Source organism: Xenorhabdus bovienii SS-2004 (assembly GCF_000027225.1).
GTDB lineage: Bacteria > Pseudomonadota > Gammaproteobacteria > Enterobacterales > Enterobacteriaceae > Xenorhabdus > Xenorhabdus bovienii_C.
In genome coordinates this window covers 1,766,122-1,786,359 of the sequence record NC_013892.1, presented here as the reverse complement: position 1 = coordinate 1,786,359, position 20,238 = coordinate 1,766,122, and the positions used below count along the sequence as shown (strand labels likewise).

Below are 20,238 nucleotides of genomic sequence, written 5' to 3'. Positions count from 1 at the left end.
AGCATCAGGAATTAATCAATAGTTAATCAATAGATGGTTGTTTCCATTTGGTGATGGCGAGCTGGCGTTGCCTATCTAATTCAGTACGGATCTCAGCGCCCTGAAATCCACGGGCAATTACGTCTTGGACATTCACCTGACTGACAGTGGTAAAGGCGTCACGCAAATAACGCCCCTGCGGATAGCGGGATGCTTCCAGTTCGGTATATGCACGGGCGTCAGCTTGGCTACAAAGAATCAACTGCTCAATTCGTTGGGGCTTGCGCCATGCGTCCACGGCATTAAACAATGCCAACAGGGTTTCTGGAGGCAACTGCTCGGCAGTGTGTACCCAATCGTGGTACTGCGCCACAATGACAGCAAGATCGCGTGCTGTATTGGGAATGCGCAGTCTTTCGCACATCTGCTTAACCTGTATGGCTTCGGTGTGCGCACACAATGAGGCGAAACGAATATCGATTTCTTGGCTCAATTGCGTGGCCATGTGTAAGGCCTTCAATGAATGAATACCTGCATCCATTTGAAGGGATGATTTCTCCCATGAAGAAATAGGGGCTACACCAAACAGGCGATCGATCTCTGGGAAAAGAATAGCCAGTGCACCACAATCATGTAAAACCTGAAAGTAGATTTGCGGTGAGGGTGAAGTAAGTGCCTTTTCGGTTTCCCGCCAGACCCGTTCGGGCGTCAGGGATGACAACTCGCCACTCTTCACCATTTTTGTGATGAGTGATTGGGTTTCTGGCGCAATTGAGAAACTCAGGTGAGCAAAGTAAGCAGCAAAACGAGCCAGACGCAGTACACGCAATGGATCTTCTGAAAATGCGCCAGAGACATGGCGCAAAATACGATGCTTGAGATCATCAGCACCATGATAAGGATCGATCAACTCGCCTTCGGCAGTTTGTGCAATGGCGTTAATCGTCAAATCTCGACGCAGCAGATCTTCTTCCAAGGTCACGTCGGGAGCGGCATAACAGGTAAAACCGGTATACCCCTGCCCGGATTTTCTTTCTGTGCGTGCTAGCGCGTACTCCTCATGGGTTTTTGGATGCAGAAAAACGGGAAAATCCTTCCCGACCTGTTGATACCCTTGAGATAAAAGTTCTTCAGGATTTCCTCCGACTATCACCCAATCTCTTTCTGTCACGGGCAGACCTAAGAGTTGATTGCGAACAGCACCGCCAACCAAATAAACTTTCACTTTTACTCCCTTAAATTAGCTCATCCAGCGATCTTTGCGTTTGCGTCGTGGAATAATATGTGGCAGCACAAGACCCAGAATGAGGCCGATACCTGCGACTGCGCCGCCATATATGAACCACTGTAAGATAATTTCTCTTTGTTTATCATCTAACTGTAAATTGGCCATATCTACCTTTTTTTCAGCTACAGTCAGTTTGTTCTGGATCTTGGCATTTTCTTCTTTTAGATCATTAATAATCTTATCGCTGGCAGACACTTTGTTTTGCATATCTGCGGTGCGTTGCTTCCAGTTATTATCAATATTAGCCAGCTTACTCGTCAGGGTTCTGATCTCTTGTTCCATAGCAGGAATGCGTTCACGCAGGCTGGGAATGGTGCTCAGTTCATTGGTTAAGATCCAGCTTATACGCCCTTTGCTATCCTTGACTTGTGAGTAACCATTTTCTGAATTACTACTCAACAAGATGACTTCTTCACCTGAATTCAGCGAACCCATGATACGGTGTTGATTGCTTGGGCCGCTACGAATGTAAGCTGATAATTCATCAGAGACATAACGTTTTTCTTCAGCATGTATGGATAACGGTAAAGTAAAACCGAGGAATAGGATAAATAATCGATGTAGTTTTTGCATTCTGTGCTCAACTGTTCTTTTCTTTGTGTATGGGACTATTGTGATCAAACTACTCAAACTGATAGTAAAGAGTTAAGTTTGCAGGTGCAATCAGTAAACCAGAATGAGAACTCTCTTAACTGACCGAATACAGACCTTGTTCGTGGTTTTTTTTTGCGAAGTGAGCATAATCATTGTTGAGATAACCCCCTATTGTGGTTTATTTTTTCTCTTTACCCCAACGTTCCCCAAAAGAAGTTACTCGCAGGGAGAAGCGTGTTCTCCTGCGGAACTTGCAGTATAAATTGAGAGATAAATATATGCGTTCTGTAGAGGTAGAGTTAAAATTGTCTGTCAAACCCGATGCGATACCGGCAGTTCGCCAGCAATTGTTTCAGTTTCCCCACCATTATTTTTCACCACAACACCTGACTAATATTTACTTTGAGACGTCAGATAATCAATTGCGTCGCTGGGATATGGGGCTGCGCATCCGTGGTTTTGATGGACACTATGAAATGACCATCAAAACAGCCGGTAAAGTGTTGGGTGGATTGCACCAGCGACCTGAATTCAATGTGCCACTTCATCATCCTGAACTGGATTTGGCTCAGTTTCCTGCCCATATCTGGCCTGAAAATACCGATATTACACAATTACAAGATCAACTGACCGCGTTGTTCAGCACTGATTTTACCCGTGAAAAGTGGATCTTGAACCACGGACAAAGTGAAATTGAAGTCGCATTGGATCAAGGTGTCATTCGTTCTGGAAATCGAACGGCCGCTATTTGTGAGTTTGAACTGGAACTGAAAAAAGGGAATGTGGCAGATATTCTGTTACTTGCAGATAAACTGGCATTGCAGGAGGGGCTGCGGTTGGCGCATAAGAGCAAGGCGGCGCGGGGATATGCACTTACGTATGGTTTGACTCAGACCGATTTATCGCAGGTTCCCGAAACGTTGGGATGGCAGCAGCCATTATCTGTTCTTCTGCCTGAAATTTTAGCGCAGTGGCAGGAGCAGGAAGAAGGATGGCTGGCAGGTATACCTGAAGGAAAAACAGGATTAGAGCAGGTTTTAGTGTGGATAGAGCAGCTTACAGAACAACAGGCGGAAGCTTTTCCTGTATTAGGCTCATTGCCTGCATTAAAAGGGGCTTTATCAGCAGTGAATGCCGATGCAGAAACATTGTGTTACAGCGCATCATGGCTGCAATGTAAGTTAGCGTTAACTCAGTGGTTGATGGCTCAAGCACGATAAAACCAGTCTCTATAAAATAATCGTAATAATAACGATACGATAACGAACGGAAACCCTGCTATGTTGCCACTTTCAGTGCCTTTGGCTCACCAATTACAGCATGTCATTGCTAATTTCCAACAATCAGCGGGAACAATAAAATCCTTTGTGCCACATGAACAGGCGGTGTTGTCTCTGAGTGACTTTGTGGCGGAAAATCTGCTGTTACATCCGGCATGGCTTGATGAAATCCGTCAGAATCCTCCTCAACCGGAGGAAGGGCAACACTATTCTGATTGGTTAAATCAGGCGTTGTCTGTGGCAAGTGATGAAAATTCCCTGATGCGAATTCTGCGCCTGTTTCGTCACCGGATGCTGGTTAGAATTGCGTGGTTGCAGGCACTACAAGGCAGTACGACAGAGCAGACACTGCGACAACTGAGTATGTTGGCCGAAGTTTTGATTGTGGCAGCCCGCGATAGGTTGTATCTGCGTTGCTGTCAGGATTGGGGAACGCCAACCAATCATGAAGGCGTAGCACAGCCGTTGTTAATCCTTGGCATGGGGAAATTGGGCGGTGGGGAACTCAATTTTTCCTCCGATATCGATCTGATTTTTGCTTATCCCGAAAATGGTGTGACACAAGGTGGACGGCGCGAAATGGATAATTCCCAGTTTTTTACCCGGCTGGGGCAGAAACTCATCAAAGTGCTGGATCAACAAACGGTGGACGGATTTGTTTATCGTGTAGACATGAGATTGCGGCCATTTGGTGATAGCGGACCGCTGGTGTTCAGTTTTTCGGCACTGGAGGATTATTATCAGGAGCAAGGACGTGACTGGGAGCGTTACGCTTTGGTGAAAGCACGGATCTTGGGGTACGACGAGCAGGTGTATTGCCAGGAACTGCGCCAGATGTTGAGGCCGTTTATTTTTCGCCGTTATATCGATTTCAGCGTGATTCAGTCTTTGCGTAATATGAAAGGCATGATTGAGCGGGAAGTGCGCCGTCGAGGTTTAAAAGACAACATTAAACTAGGCGCAGGTGGGATCCGTGAAATCGAATTTATCACACAGGTATTTCAGCTGATCCGGGGAGGGCGGGAGCCGAGCCTGCAATCCCGTTCATTGCTGCTGACATTGAAAGCCATTGAAGTATTGGCATTGTTAACACCGGAACAGGTGAGAGAGCTTGAAGAAAGTTATCTATTTCTGCGTCGGCTGGAAAACTTGCTGCAATCCATTCGAGATCAACAAACGCAGACTTTACCTGAAAGTACGCTGGATCGCGCCCGCTTGTCTTGGGGCATGGGATTTGCAGATTGGGATGGGTTGTTGGCGGAAACAGAGCACAGGATGCATGCTGTTCGAAGTATCTTCAGGCAATTGATCGGTGATGAAACTGACGAAAATGTCGAAGAAGCCAGTCATGTACCGTTTAAGAGTGTATGGCAGGAGGCTTTGACCAGGAGTGAATTGATGATGCTTGTTCCTCATCTTGATGAGGAAGATGCTCAGAAAGTGCTCGATGTGATTGCCCTGTTTCGTCACGATGTCAGTAAGCGCACTATTGGCCCACGCGGGCGTGATGTTCTCGATCAGTTGATGCCTCGTCTGCTGGCAAAAATTGGGGTGAGAGAAGATACCAATACTGTTTTGGAACGGATGGTTCCTTTGTTGCTGAGTATCGTCAGCCGGACGACTTATTTGGAGTTGATGCTGGAGTCAGAGCAGGTAATGATTCACGTTATCCGTCTGTGTGCCGCTTCCCCAATGATTGCCAGCCAGCTGTCTCTCCATCCTTTGCTGCTGGATGAACTGCTTGATCCTAAATCGCTGTATGAACCGCTGCCACTTGAAGCCTACCGGGATGAACTGTACCAATATTTACTGCGAATTCCTGAAGATGATGAGGAGCAGTTGCTGGAGGCACTGCGGCAATTCAAGCAAGCGCAGTTATTGCGCATTGCTGCGGAAGACATTTCGGGTGTACTGCCTGTCATGAAAGTCAGCGATCACCTGACTTATCTGGCGGAAGCGATTATCGGGACTGTGGTACAGCAGGCGTGGAACCAGATGGTAAAACGTTATGGTGCACCAGCACACTTGTCCCGACAGCAAGGACTGGGTTTTGCCATCATCGGCTATGGCAAGTTGGGAGGATGGGAACTGGGTTATGGTTCTGATCTGGATCTGGTGTTTTTACTGGATTGCCCAATGGACGTAGTGACTGATGGAGAACGCGCCATTGATGCCCGTCAATTTTATTTGCGCCTTGCCCAACGTATTATTCATTTGTTCAGTACCCGGACAGCTTCGGGAGTGCTTTATGATGTTGATGCCCGTTTGCGCCCATCCGGTGAATCGGGCATGTTGGTCAGTACCCTCGATGCTTTCGACGATTACCAGAAACATGAGGCGTGGACTTGGGAACATCAGGCATTAATTCGGGCGAGAATGGTGTTTGGTGATGAGAAAATGCGTGGTGATTTTGAACGTATTCGACATGAAACTCTATGCCGGCCTCGCGATCCGGATCTCTTGTGTCAGCAAGTGCGTGAAATGCGCGAGAAAATGCATCGTCATTTAGGTAGCCACCAACATGACCAGTTTGATATCAAGGCTGATCCGGGTGGGATCACGGACATTGAATTTATCGCTCAGTATCAGGTACTGCGCTATGCACCGGAAAACGCAAAGCTGACCCGCTGGTCTGATAATGTACGCATTTTCGAATTGATGGCCAGCTATAACATTATGGATGAACAGGAAGCGATGGCGCTGACGCAGGCTTATATTACCATGCGTGATGAACTGCATCACCTTGCCTTGCAGGCCTTACCCAGTCGTGTTCCTGCCGAAAGCTTCAGCCAGCAGCAAATATTGGTGCGCGATAGCTGGCAGAAATGGCTCGGTCGTTGATAATGTGAGGGAAACCGAGCTTTTCCTGCTGGATCTTGCTGGCATTCAGTTAGGTTATGGTAATATCCGCAACAGTTTATTTTGATACTTGGAGTATGGGATGAAAGTAACACTCCCTGATTTTCACCGCGCAGGCGTTTTGGTTGTCGGCGATGTCATGTTAGACCGCTATTGGTACGGCCCAACCAGCCGCATTTCACCGGAAGCACCGGTTCCTGTGGTTAAGGTGGATACCATTGAAGAGCGCCCTGGCGGAGCGGCCAACGTTGCCATGAATATTGCATCGCTGGGGGCAAATACACATTTGATTGGTCTGACGGGCATTGATGATGCTGCGCGGGCATTGAGTGAAAAACTCAGTAGTGTGAAAGTCCAGTGTAATTTCGTTTCTGTTCCAACGCATCCAACCATCACAAAACTGCGGGTTTTGTCGCGTAACCAGCAATTAATCCGTCTGGATTTTGAAGAAGGCTTCCAAAATGTGGATGCCCAGCCAATGCTGGAAAAGATCCAACAATCCCTGCCTTATGTCGGTGCGTTGGTGCTCTCGGATTATGCCAAAGGTGCACTGAGTCAGATCCAGACAATGATCAAACTGGCTAATGAAGCCCATGTGCCTGTACTGATCGATCCAAAAGGCAGTGATTTTGAGCGCTACCGTGGCGCAACGCTGCTCACACCGAATATGTCAGAATTTGAAGCGGTTGTGGGGCACTGTAAGGACGATGACGAGCTGATGGAAAAAGGCACAAAACTGGTTCAGGATCTGGAATTGAAAGCCCTGCTCATTACCCGTTCTGAACGGGGAATGAGTTTACTGCGCGTAGGGCAGCCAACTTTGCATCTGCCAACTCAGGCACAGGAAGTCTTTGATGTGACCGGGGCGGGGGATACCGTGATTGGCGTACTCGCAACGGCGCTGGCCGCAGGAAAACCATTGAATGAAGCCTGTTATCTTGCTAATGCGGCGGCAGGTGTTGTTGTCGGCAAACTGGGAACCTCCACTGTTTCGCCAGTGGAATTGGAAAACGCAGTGCGTGGCCGAGCAGAAACCGGGTTTGGTGTGATGAGCGAAGCACAATTGAAAGACGTGGTGGCACAGGCGCGTCAGCGCGGTGAGCGAATCGTCATGACCAATGGCTGTTTCGATATCCTGCATGCAGGGCATGTTTCTTACCTGTCCAACGCTCGTAAACTGGGTGATCGCTTGATCGTTGCCGTCAATAGTGATGCTTCGACTAAACGTCTGAAAGGGGAAACTCGACCCGTGAATCCGTTGGATCAGCGCATGATCGTATTGTCCGCACTGGAATCAGTGGATTGGGTTGTGGCATTCGAAGAAGATACACCACAGCGTTTAATTGCAGGCGTTCTGCCGGATACCTTGGTCAAAGGCGGTGATTATACGCCAGATGAGATCGCGGGCAGTCAGGAAGTCTGGGCAGCTGGTGGGGAAGTTATGGTATTGAATTTTGAGGATGGTATCTCGACCAGCAATATCATCAACGCTATTAAAAACCAGTAAGTTTACCGCATCTTACCGCGTCATTATGCCGTTATGTTTCTTGTGGGACATAAACGGCATTGTCTAAGTTATGAGGGAGAATTGTGTACAGTGGCAATTCTCCTTACGCAATTATTCCGCTTGCTCAGTCTTCTTTTCAATTCCTGCCTGCGGGTTTCCGATACGGGCTTCCAGTTCGTTCAGGCGTTGTTCCATTGCGGCCAGTTTTTCACGGGTACGCAGTAAAACCTGGGTCTGGATATCAAACTCTTCACGGTTGACGAGATCCAACTTGCTCAGTTGGGATTGCAAAACAGTCCGCAATTTTTTTTCTACGTCATCACCAAATTCTTTCACGCCTTTCGGCATAGAATTGTGGATCTGGCGGGCAATTTGTTCAATTTTCTTTGGATCGAGCATGATGAGCATCCTTTTGTGACATAACGGTGTTGTCGCTATTTTAATACCTGATAGCGAAAGCATAAATGATTGCGGGCCAGGTTTCATAATTGATTTTGTTGATTGCCCCTACGAATTATTAGAGCTATAGTGCAAATGTTTATCTCAGGGCAGGGTGAAAGTCCCTACCGGCGGTAAAGTGAAATAACTTTCTGGTGATTTCATTAAGCCCGCGAGCGCTCTGTTTGCAGTTATCTTTTTGTTGTTCTCAGATGTCTCAGAACAACGATGGATAAAACAGAGGTCAGCAGATCCAGTGTGATTCTGGAGCCGACGGTGATAGTCCGGATGGGAGAGAATAACAGCATCAATCAAGTGCTTGCGCTTGCCTGTTGTTTTGTTGCGTATTTTTTGCAGCATCAACTCCTCAAAATTGCCCTGATTCTGGTAACCCATAAATTTAAAGAGGTTTTTTTACCATGAATCAGACGCTACTTTCCTCATATGGCACACCATTTCAGCGTGTTGAACGTGCAATCGCTGCTTTACGCGCAGGCCGCGGAGTGATGGTACTGGATGACGAAAATCGTGAAAATGAAGGTGATATGATTTTCGCTGCTGAAACGATGACCGTAGAACAAATGGCATTGACCATCCGCCATGGCAGCGGAATTGTGTGTCTTTGTCTGACCGAAGAACGTCGTCAGCAACTGCAATTGCCCATGATGGTGGAAAATAACTCCAGTCAGTATCAGACTGCTTTTACCGTCACCATTGAAGCAGCACAAGGGGTGACAACGGGAGTTTCTGCGGCGGATCGCATTACCACTATTCACGCCGCCATTGCAGAGGGTGCACAGCCAAATGATCTGAGTCGACCAGGGCATGTTTTCCCCCTGCGGGCACAGCCGGGAGGGGTTTTGACCCGTCGTGGTCATACGGAAGCGACCATTGATTTGGTTAAACTGGCCGGTTTTAAGCCAGCAGGTGTGCTGTGTGAACTAACAAATGATGATGGCTCAATGGCTCGTGCTGCTGAAGTGATTGAATTTGCGAAACAGCATGATATGCCAGTTGTTACCATTGAAGACTTAGTAGACTATCGCCAGCAGATGGCGAAGGCTGCCAGCTAGATCATATTGTTTTCTGCCATATTGTTTTCTTGGGTGAAATAGAAAGCTGTTCGGAATAGAAAACGTATCGGAATCGAATATACCGGTTATATTGCGTGTACGCTTGAAAGGCCGCAGTCCACCCCCTGCGGCCTTCAGTATTTTTGAAATACTCCATCATTTTTGATTGGCTGTATTCAAGGAAGAAAAGTCGTAATCTTGCCATAATATTTTTGTTGTTATTGACAATCGACGTAATCCAGAATGTTTAATTTGCTGTATGAGGGACGAGAATGAGTCTCCTGAAAATGCCTGCTTTATTCGTTGGTCATGGTAGCCCAATGAATGCCCTTGAAGATAACCGCTACTCACGTGCTTGGTTTGAACTGGGAAAAAAATTGCCCAGACCGAGAGCCATTCTGGTGATTTCTGCACATTGGTACACTGATGGAACGGTTGTGACAGCCATGACTCAGCCAAGAACTATCCATGATTTTGGTGCTTTTCCTCAGGCACTGCACGATATGCAGTATCCGGCTAAAGGTTTTCCTGAGTTGGCGGTGTTGATACAAGATATCCTTGATCCCATTGAGGTTGAAACCGATTTTGGAGATTGGGGGTTGGATCACGGGTCTTGGGGTATCTTGGCGAAAATGTATCCAGATGCAGATATTCCGGTGATTCAGTTGAGCATGGATCGCAACCAACCGGCTTCTTTTCATTATGAAATCGGCAAGAAATTAGCTGTACTGCGAGATGAAGGCATTCTGATTATGGGCAGTGGTAATGTCGTGCATAACCTGCCGGCCGAAAAACTGGGTGCAGAGCCTTATTCTTGGTCGCTGTCTTTTGAGCAGTTTGTCCGCGAAAGCTTGACTAGCCTTGAGGAGCCACATCCTTTGTTCCATGCATTGGACAGGGGAGATGGCAAATTATCCAACCCAACGCCAGAACATTTCCTGCCGCTGTTTTATGTGATAGGTACATGGGACAAAAAAGAGCCGATTTCAACTCCTGTTGAGGGTATTGAAGATGGCTCTTTGAGTATGTTGTCGATTCAAGTCGGATAACTGCAAATCAGCCAACCGACTTAATCCAAAATACTTAGTCTAAAATAATATGCGGGTAAAACCGTGAAAGATCTTGTGTAATCAATTCACGATCTTCACGGATACAAATACCCGCAGATTGATCATCGACCAGCCAGCTGCCTACCAGCGTATAGCTATCGCCAAATTTTGGCAGGGCATGGAATTGCTGTACGATCATGCCTTCTTTCCCATAGGGGCCATCGGCACTGGCGATTTCCCTGCCTTGCTCGATAATGCGAATATTGGCACCTTCACGGGAAAATAAAGGCTTAATGACATAGCTATCCATTTCTGGGTAGTGTTCATCGGCAAAATAAGCCGGCAGCAAGTTCGGATGATTCGGGAACATTTTCCACAGCATCGGCAGCAGCGCTTTGTTGGAGATAATGCTCTTCCATGCAGGTTCCAGCCAGCGGACGCCAGCATCGGCCAGTTTGGTTGAGAAAATCTCGCGCAGCATAAACTCCCACGGATACAGTTTAAACAGGTTGCCGATCACTTGATTCTGCAAGTCGGTAAACTGCCCTTTTTCACCCAGACCGATGTCTTCAATAAACAGGAATTCCGTCGGAATACCCGCTTCTAAGGCACAATCCTGTAAGTATTGAATGGTACCACGGTCTTCCTCAGTATCCTGGCAGCAAGCCATATGGAGCAAGCCAAACCCATGCTTTTCACGTAATTGGTCAAAACGCTCAATCAGCTTTTCCTGCAGGCTATTGAACTGATCTGCATTAGCAGGCAGATTTCCAGCATTGAGCTGATCTTCCAGCCAAATCCACTGAAAGAAGGCAGATTCATACAGTGAAGTTGGGGTATCTGCGTTGTTTTCCAGCAGCTTGGGCGGATTTTTGCCATCATAGGCGAAGTCCAAACGGGAATAGAGCGAAGGCTGGCTGGTTATCCATGAAGAACGAATAAACTCCCAGCAATGTTTAGGGATCTGGAATTTAGTCAGCAGTTCTTCACTATTGACGACTTTTTCCACTACCTGCAAACACATTTGGTGTAGCTCTGCCGTAGCATCTTCAATTTCTTCAATCTGGCTCAGGGTGAATTGGTAATACGCTTCTTCACTCCAGTAGGGCTGGCCATGCATGGTGTGAAAGTTAAAACCATATTCTGTTGCTTTTTCGCGCCAGTCCGGGCGCTCGGTAATACCAATACGTTTCATTTTTGCTTAACCACCCATAGAACGGGAAGTGGAACCGGAAGATGAGCGCTGCATGGTAGACTGTTTCGCTACGGAATCCCCGAAGCCACCGCGGGTAACGGTAGTTGTTGTTGCTGGTTTTGGTGCCATCGCCGTTTTTGGTACTGTCATGGTGCGACCGCCTGCGGCGGCAGAGCCATAACTTTTGCCGGTAGCATCAACAAACTTGCCGTTGGCTGGGCTGGTGGCGGATTTTGATGTAAATAACGGTTGTGATGGTGTAGAACTACCGCCCATCAAACGTCCCATCATGTAGCCAGCCATCAATGGCATCCAGAAACTCCCGCTGCTGCTTTGAGCCTGAGCCTGGGTTCCAACTCCAGCTTGAGCTGGGGTCTGGGTACATTGTTGTTCACCAAACTCAGCAACACACTCCTCGCGAGAGGCATATTTCGGTGCGGTTTTTTCCGCTTCTTTCAGAGCATTGTTGTAAGCGGTCTTGCATTGCTCACTTTGAGAAGGATTCGCCTGAGAGCACTCATCGGCATTTGTATAGAGTGATACCGTTTCATCGTTCTGTTCACAGGCCGATAGCATGAAAACCGCACTGATAGCGAGTGCCACAGGTGCCAAACGATAATTTCGCCACGTTTTACGGAAAGTATCGTGGTTTATCTCTTTTGTCCGTTTCATTGTCATAGGGGGCATCCACCTTGGAGGTATTTGAATAAGAGCTAATCCCATTAATGGCGCTCAACGGGACAGGCTCTTGGGGATATTCTTAAAAAATAGCCCACACAATGGGCGGGCTGCTTTTCTTTATAGTATAGCGTTTTTAATATAACGTTTTTTAATCAGGAACGATAGCTCATTAAATCAGCGAGTTGTTGGTGTTTTCATCTCTTTAATAATATTGCTAGAATCCGTTGAGATCTTTGTGCCTAAAATACTATTGAGTGCCACCAAATCATCTTCATTTAAGGTGCCACGAGCCTGCTTATTCACTAGTTGATTAATCAGATAGTCATAACGTGCCTTGGATAGGCTCTGTTTGGCTTGATACAGCTTGGTTGTGGCGTCCAGAACATCAACAATGGTACGGGTTCCTACCTGATAACCGGCTTCCATTGAATCCAGAGAACTTTGTGTAGAAACAACTGCCTGTTTATTGGCTTTAATGCTGCTGATAGAAGCGGAAAGGTTATTGGAGGAGGAGTGAACATCCTGAATAACCTTGCGATAGGTATTCTCCAAGTCCTGACTGGCACTGACAAAGTTATATTTTGCCTGTTCGACCTGAGAATTGGTGAGACCGCCGCTATAAAGTGGCAGGCTTAATGATAAACCAACGTTGTTACCGCCATCGTAGGAATCAATTCGTTGGGTACCACGTTTATGGCTATTGATGACCCCAGTGCTTGCCGTCAAATTAATAGTAGGCATGTAGCCTGTCCGCGCATCTTTGATAAATTCGCGTTTTAGATCCTGTGTCAAACGTGCTGATAACAGGCTTAAGTTGCGGGTTTCGGCTTCTTTCCGCACAGAATCAACGGGATTAGGTTGATTGGTTTTGAATCGGTCAATATTCAATGAAGCCAGTTGTGGGTAGTAGATTCCTGTCATCAGACGCAGTCCTTCCAGCGAATTTTCCAGATTGTTACGATCTGAAACTTCTAACGCAAGAATGGTATCGTATTGGGCTTGGGCGTTTTGTACGTCGGTAATGGCAACCAGACCAACCTTAAAGCGTTGGCTTGATTGATCCAATTGGCGGTACAGCGAGGCTTTCTGTGCTTCGGTATAGGTTAACGCATCAATTTTACTCAAGACATCGAAATAAGCTTTGGCTGTATCCAAAATTAATTTTTGCTGGGCGATCTGGTAACTGATATCAGCGATACCTGCAGATTTTTCAGCCTGATTCAGTTGATACCATTTTGACATGTCGAAAATGGTTTGCGTCAGTTGCAGTTTTGCATTTGTCCCATAGCTTTCTGAGTCTGCTTTACTGCGAAAACTTTTGCCGTAGTCAACACCAGCATTCAGCCCAAGCTGTGGTAACAAAGGGCTACGGACTTCATTAATTTTTTCAATAATTGAATTGCGGTCAGCCTGCGCCTTAAGCAATTCGGGGTTAGTTTCTTTCGCCTGCTTGTAAATTTGTAATAGATCTTCTGCATGGCTTAAAGTGCTGAAACCTACCAGATTCATAGCGATAAAAAGAGAGAGCAATTTTTTCATTTGCGTTCCTTGTTGTGCAGCTATTTTGCTTAATTTGCCTCTGAGTATAGGCCAATGCCACTGATTTTAGCAGAGAATGCCAGTAAGTTAGGGAGGCTGTTTGTGCCATCTTGCCTTATTTTTCGGCGTGTTTGTATCATCAAAGCGAATTTATTTAGATCAATCTGGAAAAATACATTTTAATGATAGGCAATTAAAAAAATATTTAGGAGACTTTATGAGTGAAAATCTCGTTTCACCGCTCACGTTTACGACGCAGGATGTTGAAATTATCTCCCGAAAAACGCTCTACCGTGGTTTTTTCAAAATGACCGAGTATCAATTCAGGCATCGCCTGTTTCGAGGAGGATGGAGCGATAACATCAAACGGGAAGTTTTTGAACGGGGTCATGCGGCTGTTCTGCTGCCTTATGATCCGGTACGTGACGAAGTAGTTTTGATTGAACAGATCCGCATTCCAGCTATTGAAACGAGTGAAACGCCTTGGTTGTTGGAAGTGATTGCCGGCATGATTGAAGAAGGCGAAGACGTTGAGCAGGTCGTTCGCCGGGAAGCGATGGAAGAGGCCGGTCTTGAAGTCAAACGTTGTCAGCCTGCCCTGAGCTACCTTTCCAGCCCGGGAGGAACGACAGAACGCATGGCGATCTTTGTCGGTGAAGTTGATGCTGCCACGGCGTCAGGAATACATGGGCTGGCTGATGAACATGAAGACATTCGGGTTCTGGTTGTCAGCCGTGAGCAGGCCTACCTGTGGGTGGAAGAAGGGATTATCGATAATGCGGCTTCGGTTATTGCAATACAATGGTTAGCTCTGCACCATGAAAAGCTCAAAACAGCATGGTTAGGAAAATAGTTCCTAATTTATGCTGGAAAACGGGAAGTGTGTCCCAGTCAGCAGATCTTTTTTGTAAAGAAGCGCTAGAATAATTCTTATGACTGACAGGAAAAGGAAACCATTTGGAAAGCCTGCTTAAAGTACCTGTGGCGGAGGGAGCCACAGCCAGAATACTGCAAATCACTGATACGCATCTTTTCGCCAGTAAAGGCGATTCGCTACTGGGCATCAATACCTACCGCAGTTACCATGCTGTACTGGATGCGATCCTTGAGCAGAGTATTGATATTGACTTGATCGTTGCCACAGGTGATTTGGTTCAGGATCAGACGATCGGCGCCTATCAGAATTTTGCTGAAGGTATTGCCCGTCTGCCTGCTCCCTGTGTTTGGTTGCCCGGTAATCACGATTATCAGCCGGCAATGGTCGATGTGCTGGCGGCGGCAGGAATTTCACCTTCCAAACAGGTACTCATTGGGCAGCATTGGCAGCTGGTTATGTTGGATAGTCAGGTGCAGGGCGTTCCTCATGGTGAATTGACGGATTACCAGCTTGAATGGTTGCAAAAATGTCTGGATAAGCATAATGATCGCAATACGATTGTGATGCTTCATCACCATCCCGTGCCATCTGGGTGCACATGGCTGGATCAGCATAGCTTACGCAATGCCCCGGCTCTGGCAGAATCCCTGAAGGATAAACTACAGGTAAAAGCGATATTGTGCGGGCACATTCATCAGGAGCTGGATAGAATGTGGAATGGCATCCGTGTTATGGCAACGCCATCAACCTGTATGCAATTTAAGCCACATTGTACTAATTTTATGCTTGATACAGTGGCTCCGGGATGGCGTTATCTTGAACTGTCTGTGGCTGACAATCGGGAAGCGAAACTGCAAACGCAGGTTCACAGGCTGAAGAGTAATGAATTTTGCCCGGATTTAGCTTCGGACGGGTATTAATGTCAACGTTACTTTATTTACATGGTTTCAACAGTTCGCCACAATCTGCGAAAGCAAATGCGCTGAAAATGTGGTTACACCAGCAGCACCCGGAAATCGACATGCTCGTGCCACAATTGCCTTCTTATCCTGAAGACGCGGCCAGTTTGCTGGAAGATTTGGTAATGACTCGCGCCGGCGAAAATATCGGTCTGGTAGGCTCTTCGTTTGGTGGTTATCTGGCTATCTGGCTTTCACAATGCTTTGGCCTGCCTGCCGTAGTCGTCAATCCTGCGGTACGCCCATTTGACCTTCTTCAGAATTATCTTGGGGAAAACGTGAATCCCTATACCGAAGAGCGGTATACTCTCCAGCAAAGTCACATTTATGATCTCAAAGTGATGCACATTGACCCGCTGGAATCGCCAGATCTTATCTGGTTATTGCAGCAGACAGGAGATGAAATACTGGATTATCGTCAGGCCATTGCTTACCTGATGCAATGCAGGCAGACAGTCGAATCAGGTGGGAATCATGCTTTTATTGGTTTCGAACATTATTTCCCTCAAATCATCAACTTCTTGGGGCTAACCAGTGGCAATAACAAAAAAATTGCCAAAAATAAGTAAGTGACTGGTATTATCAACAGTATATATCAGTACTGATTAGCCCTTTAATCACGAAGCAACCGACAGAATTACAACATGACTCAATCTAGTTACAACGCAGAGGCCATTGAAGTCCTCAGTGGCCTGGAGCCAGTTCGTCGCCGTCCAGGAATGTACACCGATACCACCCGTCCGAACCATCTTGCACAGGAAGTGATCGATAACAGCGTGGACGAGGCTCTGGCTGGTCACGCGAAACATATTGAAGTGATCCTTCACAGCGATCAGTCTCTGGAAGTGATAGATGATGGCCGTGGTATGCCGGTTGATATCCATCCTGAAGAAAAAGTTTCTGCTGTTGAGTTGATCCTCACTCGTCTGCATGCAGGGGGGAAATTCTCCAATAAAAATTATCAGTTTTCCGGTGGCCTGCATGGTGTTGGGATCTCTGTGGTCAACGCCTTATCCAGAAGGGTGGAAGTGACGGTTCGCCGTGACAGCCAAGTCCATCAGATTGCCTTTGAAAGTGGCGATAAAGTGCAGGAACTGGAAGTCATCGGCAGTTGTGGGAAACGTAATACGGGGACGAGTGTCCATTTTTGGCCGGATGAGAGTTATTTCGATATCCCTCGTTTCTCTGCATCGCGTTTGACCCACTTGCTGAAAGCAAAGGCGGTATTGTGTCCGGGTGTTGAGATTGTCTTTAAAGATAAGCTCGCGGGTACAGAACAAAAATGGTGCTATGCCGATGGTCTGACTGATTATCTGCTGGAAGCCGTCAATGGGTTGGTGACATTGCCGCAGACACCATTCGTAGGGGTATTACGCGGTGATACCGAAGCGGTTGACTGGGCGTTGCTCTGGCTGCCAGAAGGCGGTGAATTGCTGGCCGAAAGTTACGTTAACCTGATCCCGACCATACAGGGCGGAACTCATGTTAATGGCTTGCGCCAAGGTTTGCTGGATGCTATGCGTGAATTTTGCGAATTCCGCAACATATTGCCGCGCGGAGTTAAACTCTCTGCCGATGATATCTGGGATCGCTGTGCTTACGTGTTATCTCTCAAAATGCAAGATCCCCAATTTGCCGGCCAAACCAAAGAACGCCTCTCTTCACGTCAGTCTGCGGCCTTTGTTTCCGGTGTGGTGAAAGACGCCTTCAGCCTGTGGCTGAACCAGCATATCCAAGACGCGGAACAACTTGCTGAAATGGCGATTGCCAGCGCACAGCGCAGAATGCGGGCTGCGAAAAAAGTCGTGCGCAAAAAGCTGACCAATGGCCCCGCTCTGCCAGGCAAACTGGCGGATTGTACCTCGCAGGATCTGAAACTTACCGAACTGTTTTTGGTGGAAGGAGATTCCGCAGGCGGCTCTGCCAAGCAGGCCCGTGATCGTGAATATCAGGCGATCATGCCACTGCGCGGGAAGATCTTGAACACATGGGAAGTCTCTTCGGATGAAGTGCTGGCTTCGCAGGAAGTGCATGATATTTCTGTCGCTATTGGGATCGATCCGGACAGTGATGATCTCAGCCAATTGCGTTACGGCAAAGTCTGCATACTGGCGGATGCGGATTCCGATGGTTTGCATATAGCAACGCTGCTGTGTGCTCTGTTTGTCCGCCATTTCCTTACTCTGGTGAAACGTGGGCATGTCTATATGGCGATGCCGCCACTGTATCGCATTGATCTTGGCAAAGAAGTGCATTATGCACTGGATGAAGGGGAAAAAGGCGCCATACTGGAACGTTTAAGTCGTAAACGTGGTAAGCCGAATGTTCAGCGCTTCAAAGGGTTGGGGGAAATGAACCCAATACAGTTGCGTGAAACTACACTGGATCCCAATACTCGCCGTCTGGTGCAATTGACTATCGACGATGACAATTATCAGGAAACCTTCTCAGTCATGGATATGCTTCTGGCGAAAAAACGCTCGGAAGATCGCCGTAATTGGCTACAGGAGAAGGGAAATTCCATCGATATTGAAGTATAGCGCCGAGATATAGAGCGCATAGGTAGTCAACACAGATTCTGAGGAAATTAATACATGAGTGAGATAACTCACGATGGTGTGGAGTGCCAGCCGCTGCACACATTCACCGAAAACGCCTATTTGAATTACTCCATGTACGTCATCATGGACAGGGCGCTGCCTTTTATCGGTGATGGTTTAAAACCTGTTCAGCGCCGTATTGTGTATGCGATGTCGGAGCTGGGGCTGAGCAACAGCGCTAAATTCAAGAAATCTGCCCGTACCGTTGGTGACGTGCTCGGTAAATACCATCCACATGGCGATGGCGCCTGTTATGAGGCGATGGTATTAATGGCACAGCCTTTCTCTTATCGCTATCCACTGGTGGATGGTCAGGGTAACTGGGGGGCTCCGGATGATCCGAAATCCTTCGCGGCGATGCGTTATACCGAATCCCGCTTATCCAAATATGCAGAATTACTGCTGAGTGAACTTGGTCACGGTACGGTAGATTGGGTGCCAAACTTTGATGGCACGTTGCAAGAGCCGAAAATGCTGCCTGCGCGTCTGCCGAATATCCTGCTGAATGGCACAACGGGTATTGCCGTCGGCATGGCGACAGATATCCCGCCGCATAATGTCCGTGAAGTAGTCAGTGCGTTGGTTGCTATGTTGGATAATCCCAATTGTTCGCTTGATGATGTAATGGAATACATCAAAGGGCCGGATTATCCGACAGAAGCGGAAATCATCACGTCAAAAGAAGATATCCGCAAGATCTACAAAAATGGCCGTGGCTCGGTGCGTATGCGTGCGGTGTGGTCAAAAGAAGAAAGTAATGTTGTTATTACGGCGCTGCCACACCAAGTATCGGGTGCGAAAGTGCTGGAACAGATCGCCAGCCAGATGCGGGCGAAAAAACTGCCGATGGTCGATGATCTGCGTGATGAATCCGATCATGAAAATCCGACCCGGCTGGTGATTGTGCCTAAAAACAATCGTGTCGATGTTGAGCAGGTGATGAACCACCTGTTTGTGACAACCGATCTGGAAAAAAGTTATCGCGTTAACCTCAACATGATCGGACTGGATAACCGTCCCAACGTTAAAGGTTTGGTTGAGATCCTCAGCGAATGGTTGGTTTTCCGCCGAGAGACTGTGCGCAATCGCCTGAATTATCGGTTGGAAAAAGTCCTTAAGCGCCTGCATATCCTGGACGGTTTGCTGAAGGCCTATCTCAGCATTGATGAAGTGATTCAGATCATTCGCAATGAAGATGAACCAAAGCCAGTGTTAATGCAACGTTTTGAACTAACTGAAACCCAAGCCGAAGCGATTCTGGAACTGAAATTGCGTCACTTGGCTAAGCTGGAAGAAGTCAAAATTCGTGGCGAGCAGGATGGACTGGCAAAAGAGCGTGACAAACTTCAGGCGATCCTCGGTTCTGAGCGTAAGCTGAGTACTCTGCTGAAAAAAGAGATTATTGCTGATGCTGAGAACTATGGAGATCATCGCCGTTCTCCGCTGAAAGAACGTTCTGAAGCGAAAGCGATGAGTGATCACGATATCCTGCCTTCAGAGCCGATTACGGTTGTGCTGTCAGAAATGGGCTGGGTACGCAGTGCTAAGGGGCATGAAATCGACCCTGCTGGTTTGAATTACAAATCGGGTGACAGCTTCCGTAGTGCAGCACGTGGTAAGAGCAACCAGCCCGTCGTCTTTATCGATACGACAGGGCGCAGTTATTCCGTTGATCCGTTGGATTTGCCCTCTGCCAGAGGGCAGGGTGAACCGCTGACGGGTAAACTATTGGCATTACCGGCGGGAGCATCTATTGAGCATCTTCTGATAGCTAAAGAAGAGCAGAAATTCTTGATGGCATCTGATGCGGGTTATGGTTTTATCTGTACATTCAGTGACCTTATAGCTAAAAACCGTGCGGGTAAGGCGCTTATAACCCTGCCAGAAAATGCTAAGGTCATGCAGCCACTGGAGATTACCAACGAGCAGGATGATATGTTGTTGGCGATCACTAAAGAGGGTCGTATGCTGATGTTCCCTGTGGCGGATCTTCCTCAGCTTTCGAAAGGCAAGGGCAATAAAATTGTTTCCATTCCTGCAGCACAGGCGGCATCAGGGGAAGATATGTTGAGCTGGTTGTTAGTCTTGCCAGTACAATCCTCAATCACGCTCTACTTTGGCAAGCGTAAGTTACTGCTTCGTCCAGAAGACTTACAGAAGTTCCGGGCTGAGAGAGGGCGCAAGGGAACCTCGTTACCACGTGGATTACAGCGTGTTGAGCGTATTGAAGTGGAAATGCCCCGGTCATAGGCCGAAGGCAGTAACAAAACGATTTTTGTTACACAACAATCACAATAGCAGGCCAGATTTATTCTGGCCT

Annotated in this window: 16 protein-coding genes and 1 riboswitch; of the genes, 10 read left to right on the top strand and 6 right to left on the bottom strand. The window is 47.4% G+C overall.

What is annotated here, in order from left to right; translation table 11 throughout:
• Window positions 1-22: 22 nt before the first annotated feature.
• Complete coding sequence (locus XBJ1_RS07820; RefSeq protein WP_012988321.1) at window positions 23-1,204, bottom strand: multifunctional CCA addition/repair protein; 1,182 nt, start codon at window positions 1,202-1,204, stop codon at window positions 23-25.
• A gap of 15 nt (window positions 1,205-1,219) precedes the next feature.
• Window positions 1,220-1,840: a TIGR04211 family SH3 domain-containing protein gene (locus XBJ1_RS07815; RefSeq protein WP_012988320.1), complete on the bottom strand. Its 621-nt coding sequence runs from the start codon at window positions 1,838-1,840 to the stop codon at window positions 1,220-1,222.
• 299 nt (window positions 1,841-2,139) lie between these two features.
• Between XBJ1_RS07815 and XBJ1_RS07810 the strand changes: the two genes are divergently transcribed.
• The 3 genes from XBJ1_RS07810 (at window position 2,140) to hldE (ending at window position 7,507) form a co-directional block, all read left to right on the top strand.
• Complete coding sequence (locus XBJ1_RS07810) at window positions 2,140-3,081, top strand: inorganic triphosphatase (RefSeq protein WP_012988318.1); 942 nt, start codon at window positions 2,140-2,142, stop codon at window positions 3,079-3,081.
• Window positions 3,082-3,141: 60 nt separating this feature from the next.
• Complete coding sequence (gene glnE / locus XBJ1_RS07805; RefSeq protein ID WP_012988317.1) at window positions 3,142-5,982, top strand: bifunctional [glutamate--ammonia ligase]-adenylyl-L-tyrosine phosphorylase/[glutamate--ammonia-ligase] adenylyltransferase; 2,841 nt, start codon at window positions 3,142-3,144, stop codon at window positions 5,980-5,982.
• A 100-nt stretch (window positions 5,983-6,082) separates the two neighbouring features.
• Window positions 6,083-7,507, top strand: coding sequence for a bifunctional D-glycero-beta-D-manno-heptose-7-phosphate kinase/D-glycero-beta-D-manno-heptose 1-phosphate adenylyltransferase HldE (gene hldE / locus XBJ1_RS07800; protein WP_012988316.1), 1,425 nt, complete (start codon window positions 6,083-6,085; stop codon window positions 7,505-7,507).
• Between the two features lie 111 nt (window positions 7,508-7,618).
• On the opposite strand, the gene ubiK is transcribed toward hldE, so the two are convergent.
• Window positions 7,619-7,906 carry a ubiquinone biosynthesis accessory factor UbiK gene (ubiK, locus tag XBJ1_RS07795; RefSeq protein WP_012988315.1) on the bottom strand — a complete coding sequence of 96 codons (288 nt, stop codon included), beginning with the start codon at window positions 7,904-7,906 and terminating at the stop codon, window positions 7,619-7,621.
• A 136-nt stretch (window positions 7,907-8,042) separates the two neighbouring features.
• Window positions 8,043-8,249, top strand: a riboswitch (FMN riboswitch).
• Between the two features lie 115 nt (window positions 8,250-8,364).
• Between ubiK and ribB the strand changes: the two genes are divergently transcribed.
• Window positions 8,365-9,018, top strand: coding sequence for a 3,4-dihydroxy-2-butanone-4-phosphate synthase (gene ribB / locus XBJ1_RS07785; RefSeq protein WP_012988313.1), 654 nt, complete (start codon window positions 8,365-8,367; stop codon window positions 9,016-9,018).
• A gap of 272 nt (window positions 9,019-9,290) precedes the next feature.
• The gene (gene ygiD, locus XBJ1_RS07775) at window positions 9,291-10,067 is read left to right on the top strand and encodes a 4,5-DOPA dioxygenase extradiol (protein ID WP_012988311.1); all 777 of its coding nucleotides are present in this window, start codon (window positions 9,291-9,293) and stop codon (window positions 10,065-10,067) included.
• Window positions 10,068-10,101: 34 nt separating this feature from the next.
• On the opposite strand, the gene XBJ1_RS07770 is transcribed toward ygiD, so the two are convergent.
• From XBJ1_RS07770 to tolC, 3 genes are all read right to left on the bottom strand, one after another.
• A complete protein-coding gene (locus tag XBJ1_RS07770) occupies window positions 10,102-11,262 on the bottom strand; it encodes a glutathionylspermidine synthase family protein (protein ID WP_012988310.1) in 1,161 nt (386 codons plus the stop codon).
• A gap of 6 nt (window positions 11,263-11,268) precedes the next feature.
• Window positions 11,269-11,934, bottom strand: coding sequence for a DUF1190 family protein (locus XBJ1_RS07765; protein WP_173346412.1), 666 nt, complete (start codon window positions 11,932-11,934; stop codon window positions 11,269-11,271).
• 183 nt (window positions 11,935-12,117) lie between these two features.
• Entirely contained in the window at window positions 12,118-13,482 is a 1,365-nt protein-coding gene (gene tolC, locus XBJ1_RS07760) for an outer membrane channel protein TolC (RefSeq protein ID WP_012988308.1), read from the bottom strand.
• A 217-nt stretch (window positions 13,483-13,699) separates the two neighbouring features.
• Between tolC and nudF the strand changes: the two genes are divergently transcribed.
• The 5 genes from nudF to parC all read left to right on the top strand — a co-directional run bounded on the left by nudF (window position 13,700) and on the right by parC (window position 20,168).
• Window positions 13,700-14,335 (top strand): ADP-ribose diphosphatase, encoded by a 636-nt coding sequence (nudF, locus tag XBJ1_RS07755; protein WP_012988307.1) that lies wholly within the window; start codon window positions 13,700-13,702, stop codon window positions 14,333-14,335.
• A gap of 104 nt (window positions 14,336-14,439) precedes the next feature.
• A complete protein-coding gene (gene cpdA / locus XBJ1_RS07750; protein ID WP_012988306.1) occupies window positions 14,440-15,279 on the top strand; it encodes a 3',5'-cyclic-AMP phosphodiesterase in 840 nt (279 codons plus the stop codon).
• Window positions 15,279-15,887 (top strand): esterase YqiA, encoded by a 609-nt coding sequence (yqiA, locus tag XBJ1_RS07745; RefSeq protein ID WP_012988305.1) that lies wholly within the window; start codon window positions 15,279-15,281, stop codon window positions 15,885-15,887. The genes cpdA and yqiA overlap by 1 nt, the downstream gene beginning before the upstream one ends.
• Window positions 15,888-15,962: 75 nt before the next feature.
• Entirely contained in the window at window positions 15,963-17,858 is a 1,896-nt protein-coding gene (parE, locus tag XBJ1_RS07740) for a DNA topoisomerase IV subunit B (protein ID WP_012988304.1), read from the top strand.
• Window positions 17,859-17,912: 54 nt separating this feature from the next.
• Window positions 17,913-20,168: a DNA topoisomerase IV subunit A gene (gene parC, locus XBJ1_RS07735; RefSeq protein WP_012988303.1), complete on the top strand. Its 2,256-nt coding sequence runs from the start codon at window positions 17,913-17,915 to the stop codon at window positions 20,166-20,168.
• The last annotated feature ends 70 nt before the right edge of the window (window positions 20,169-20,238 follow it).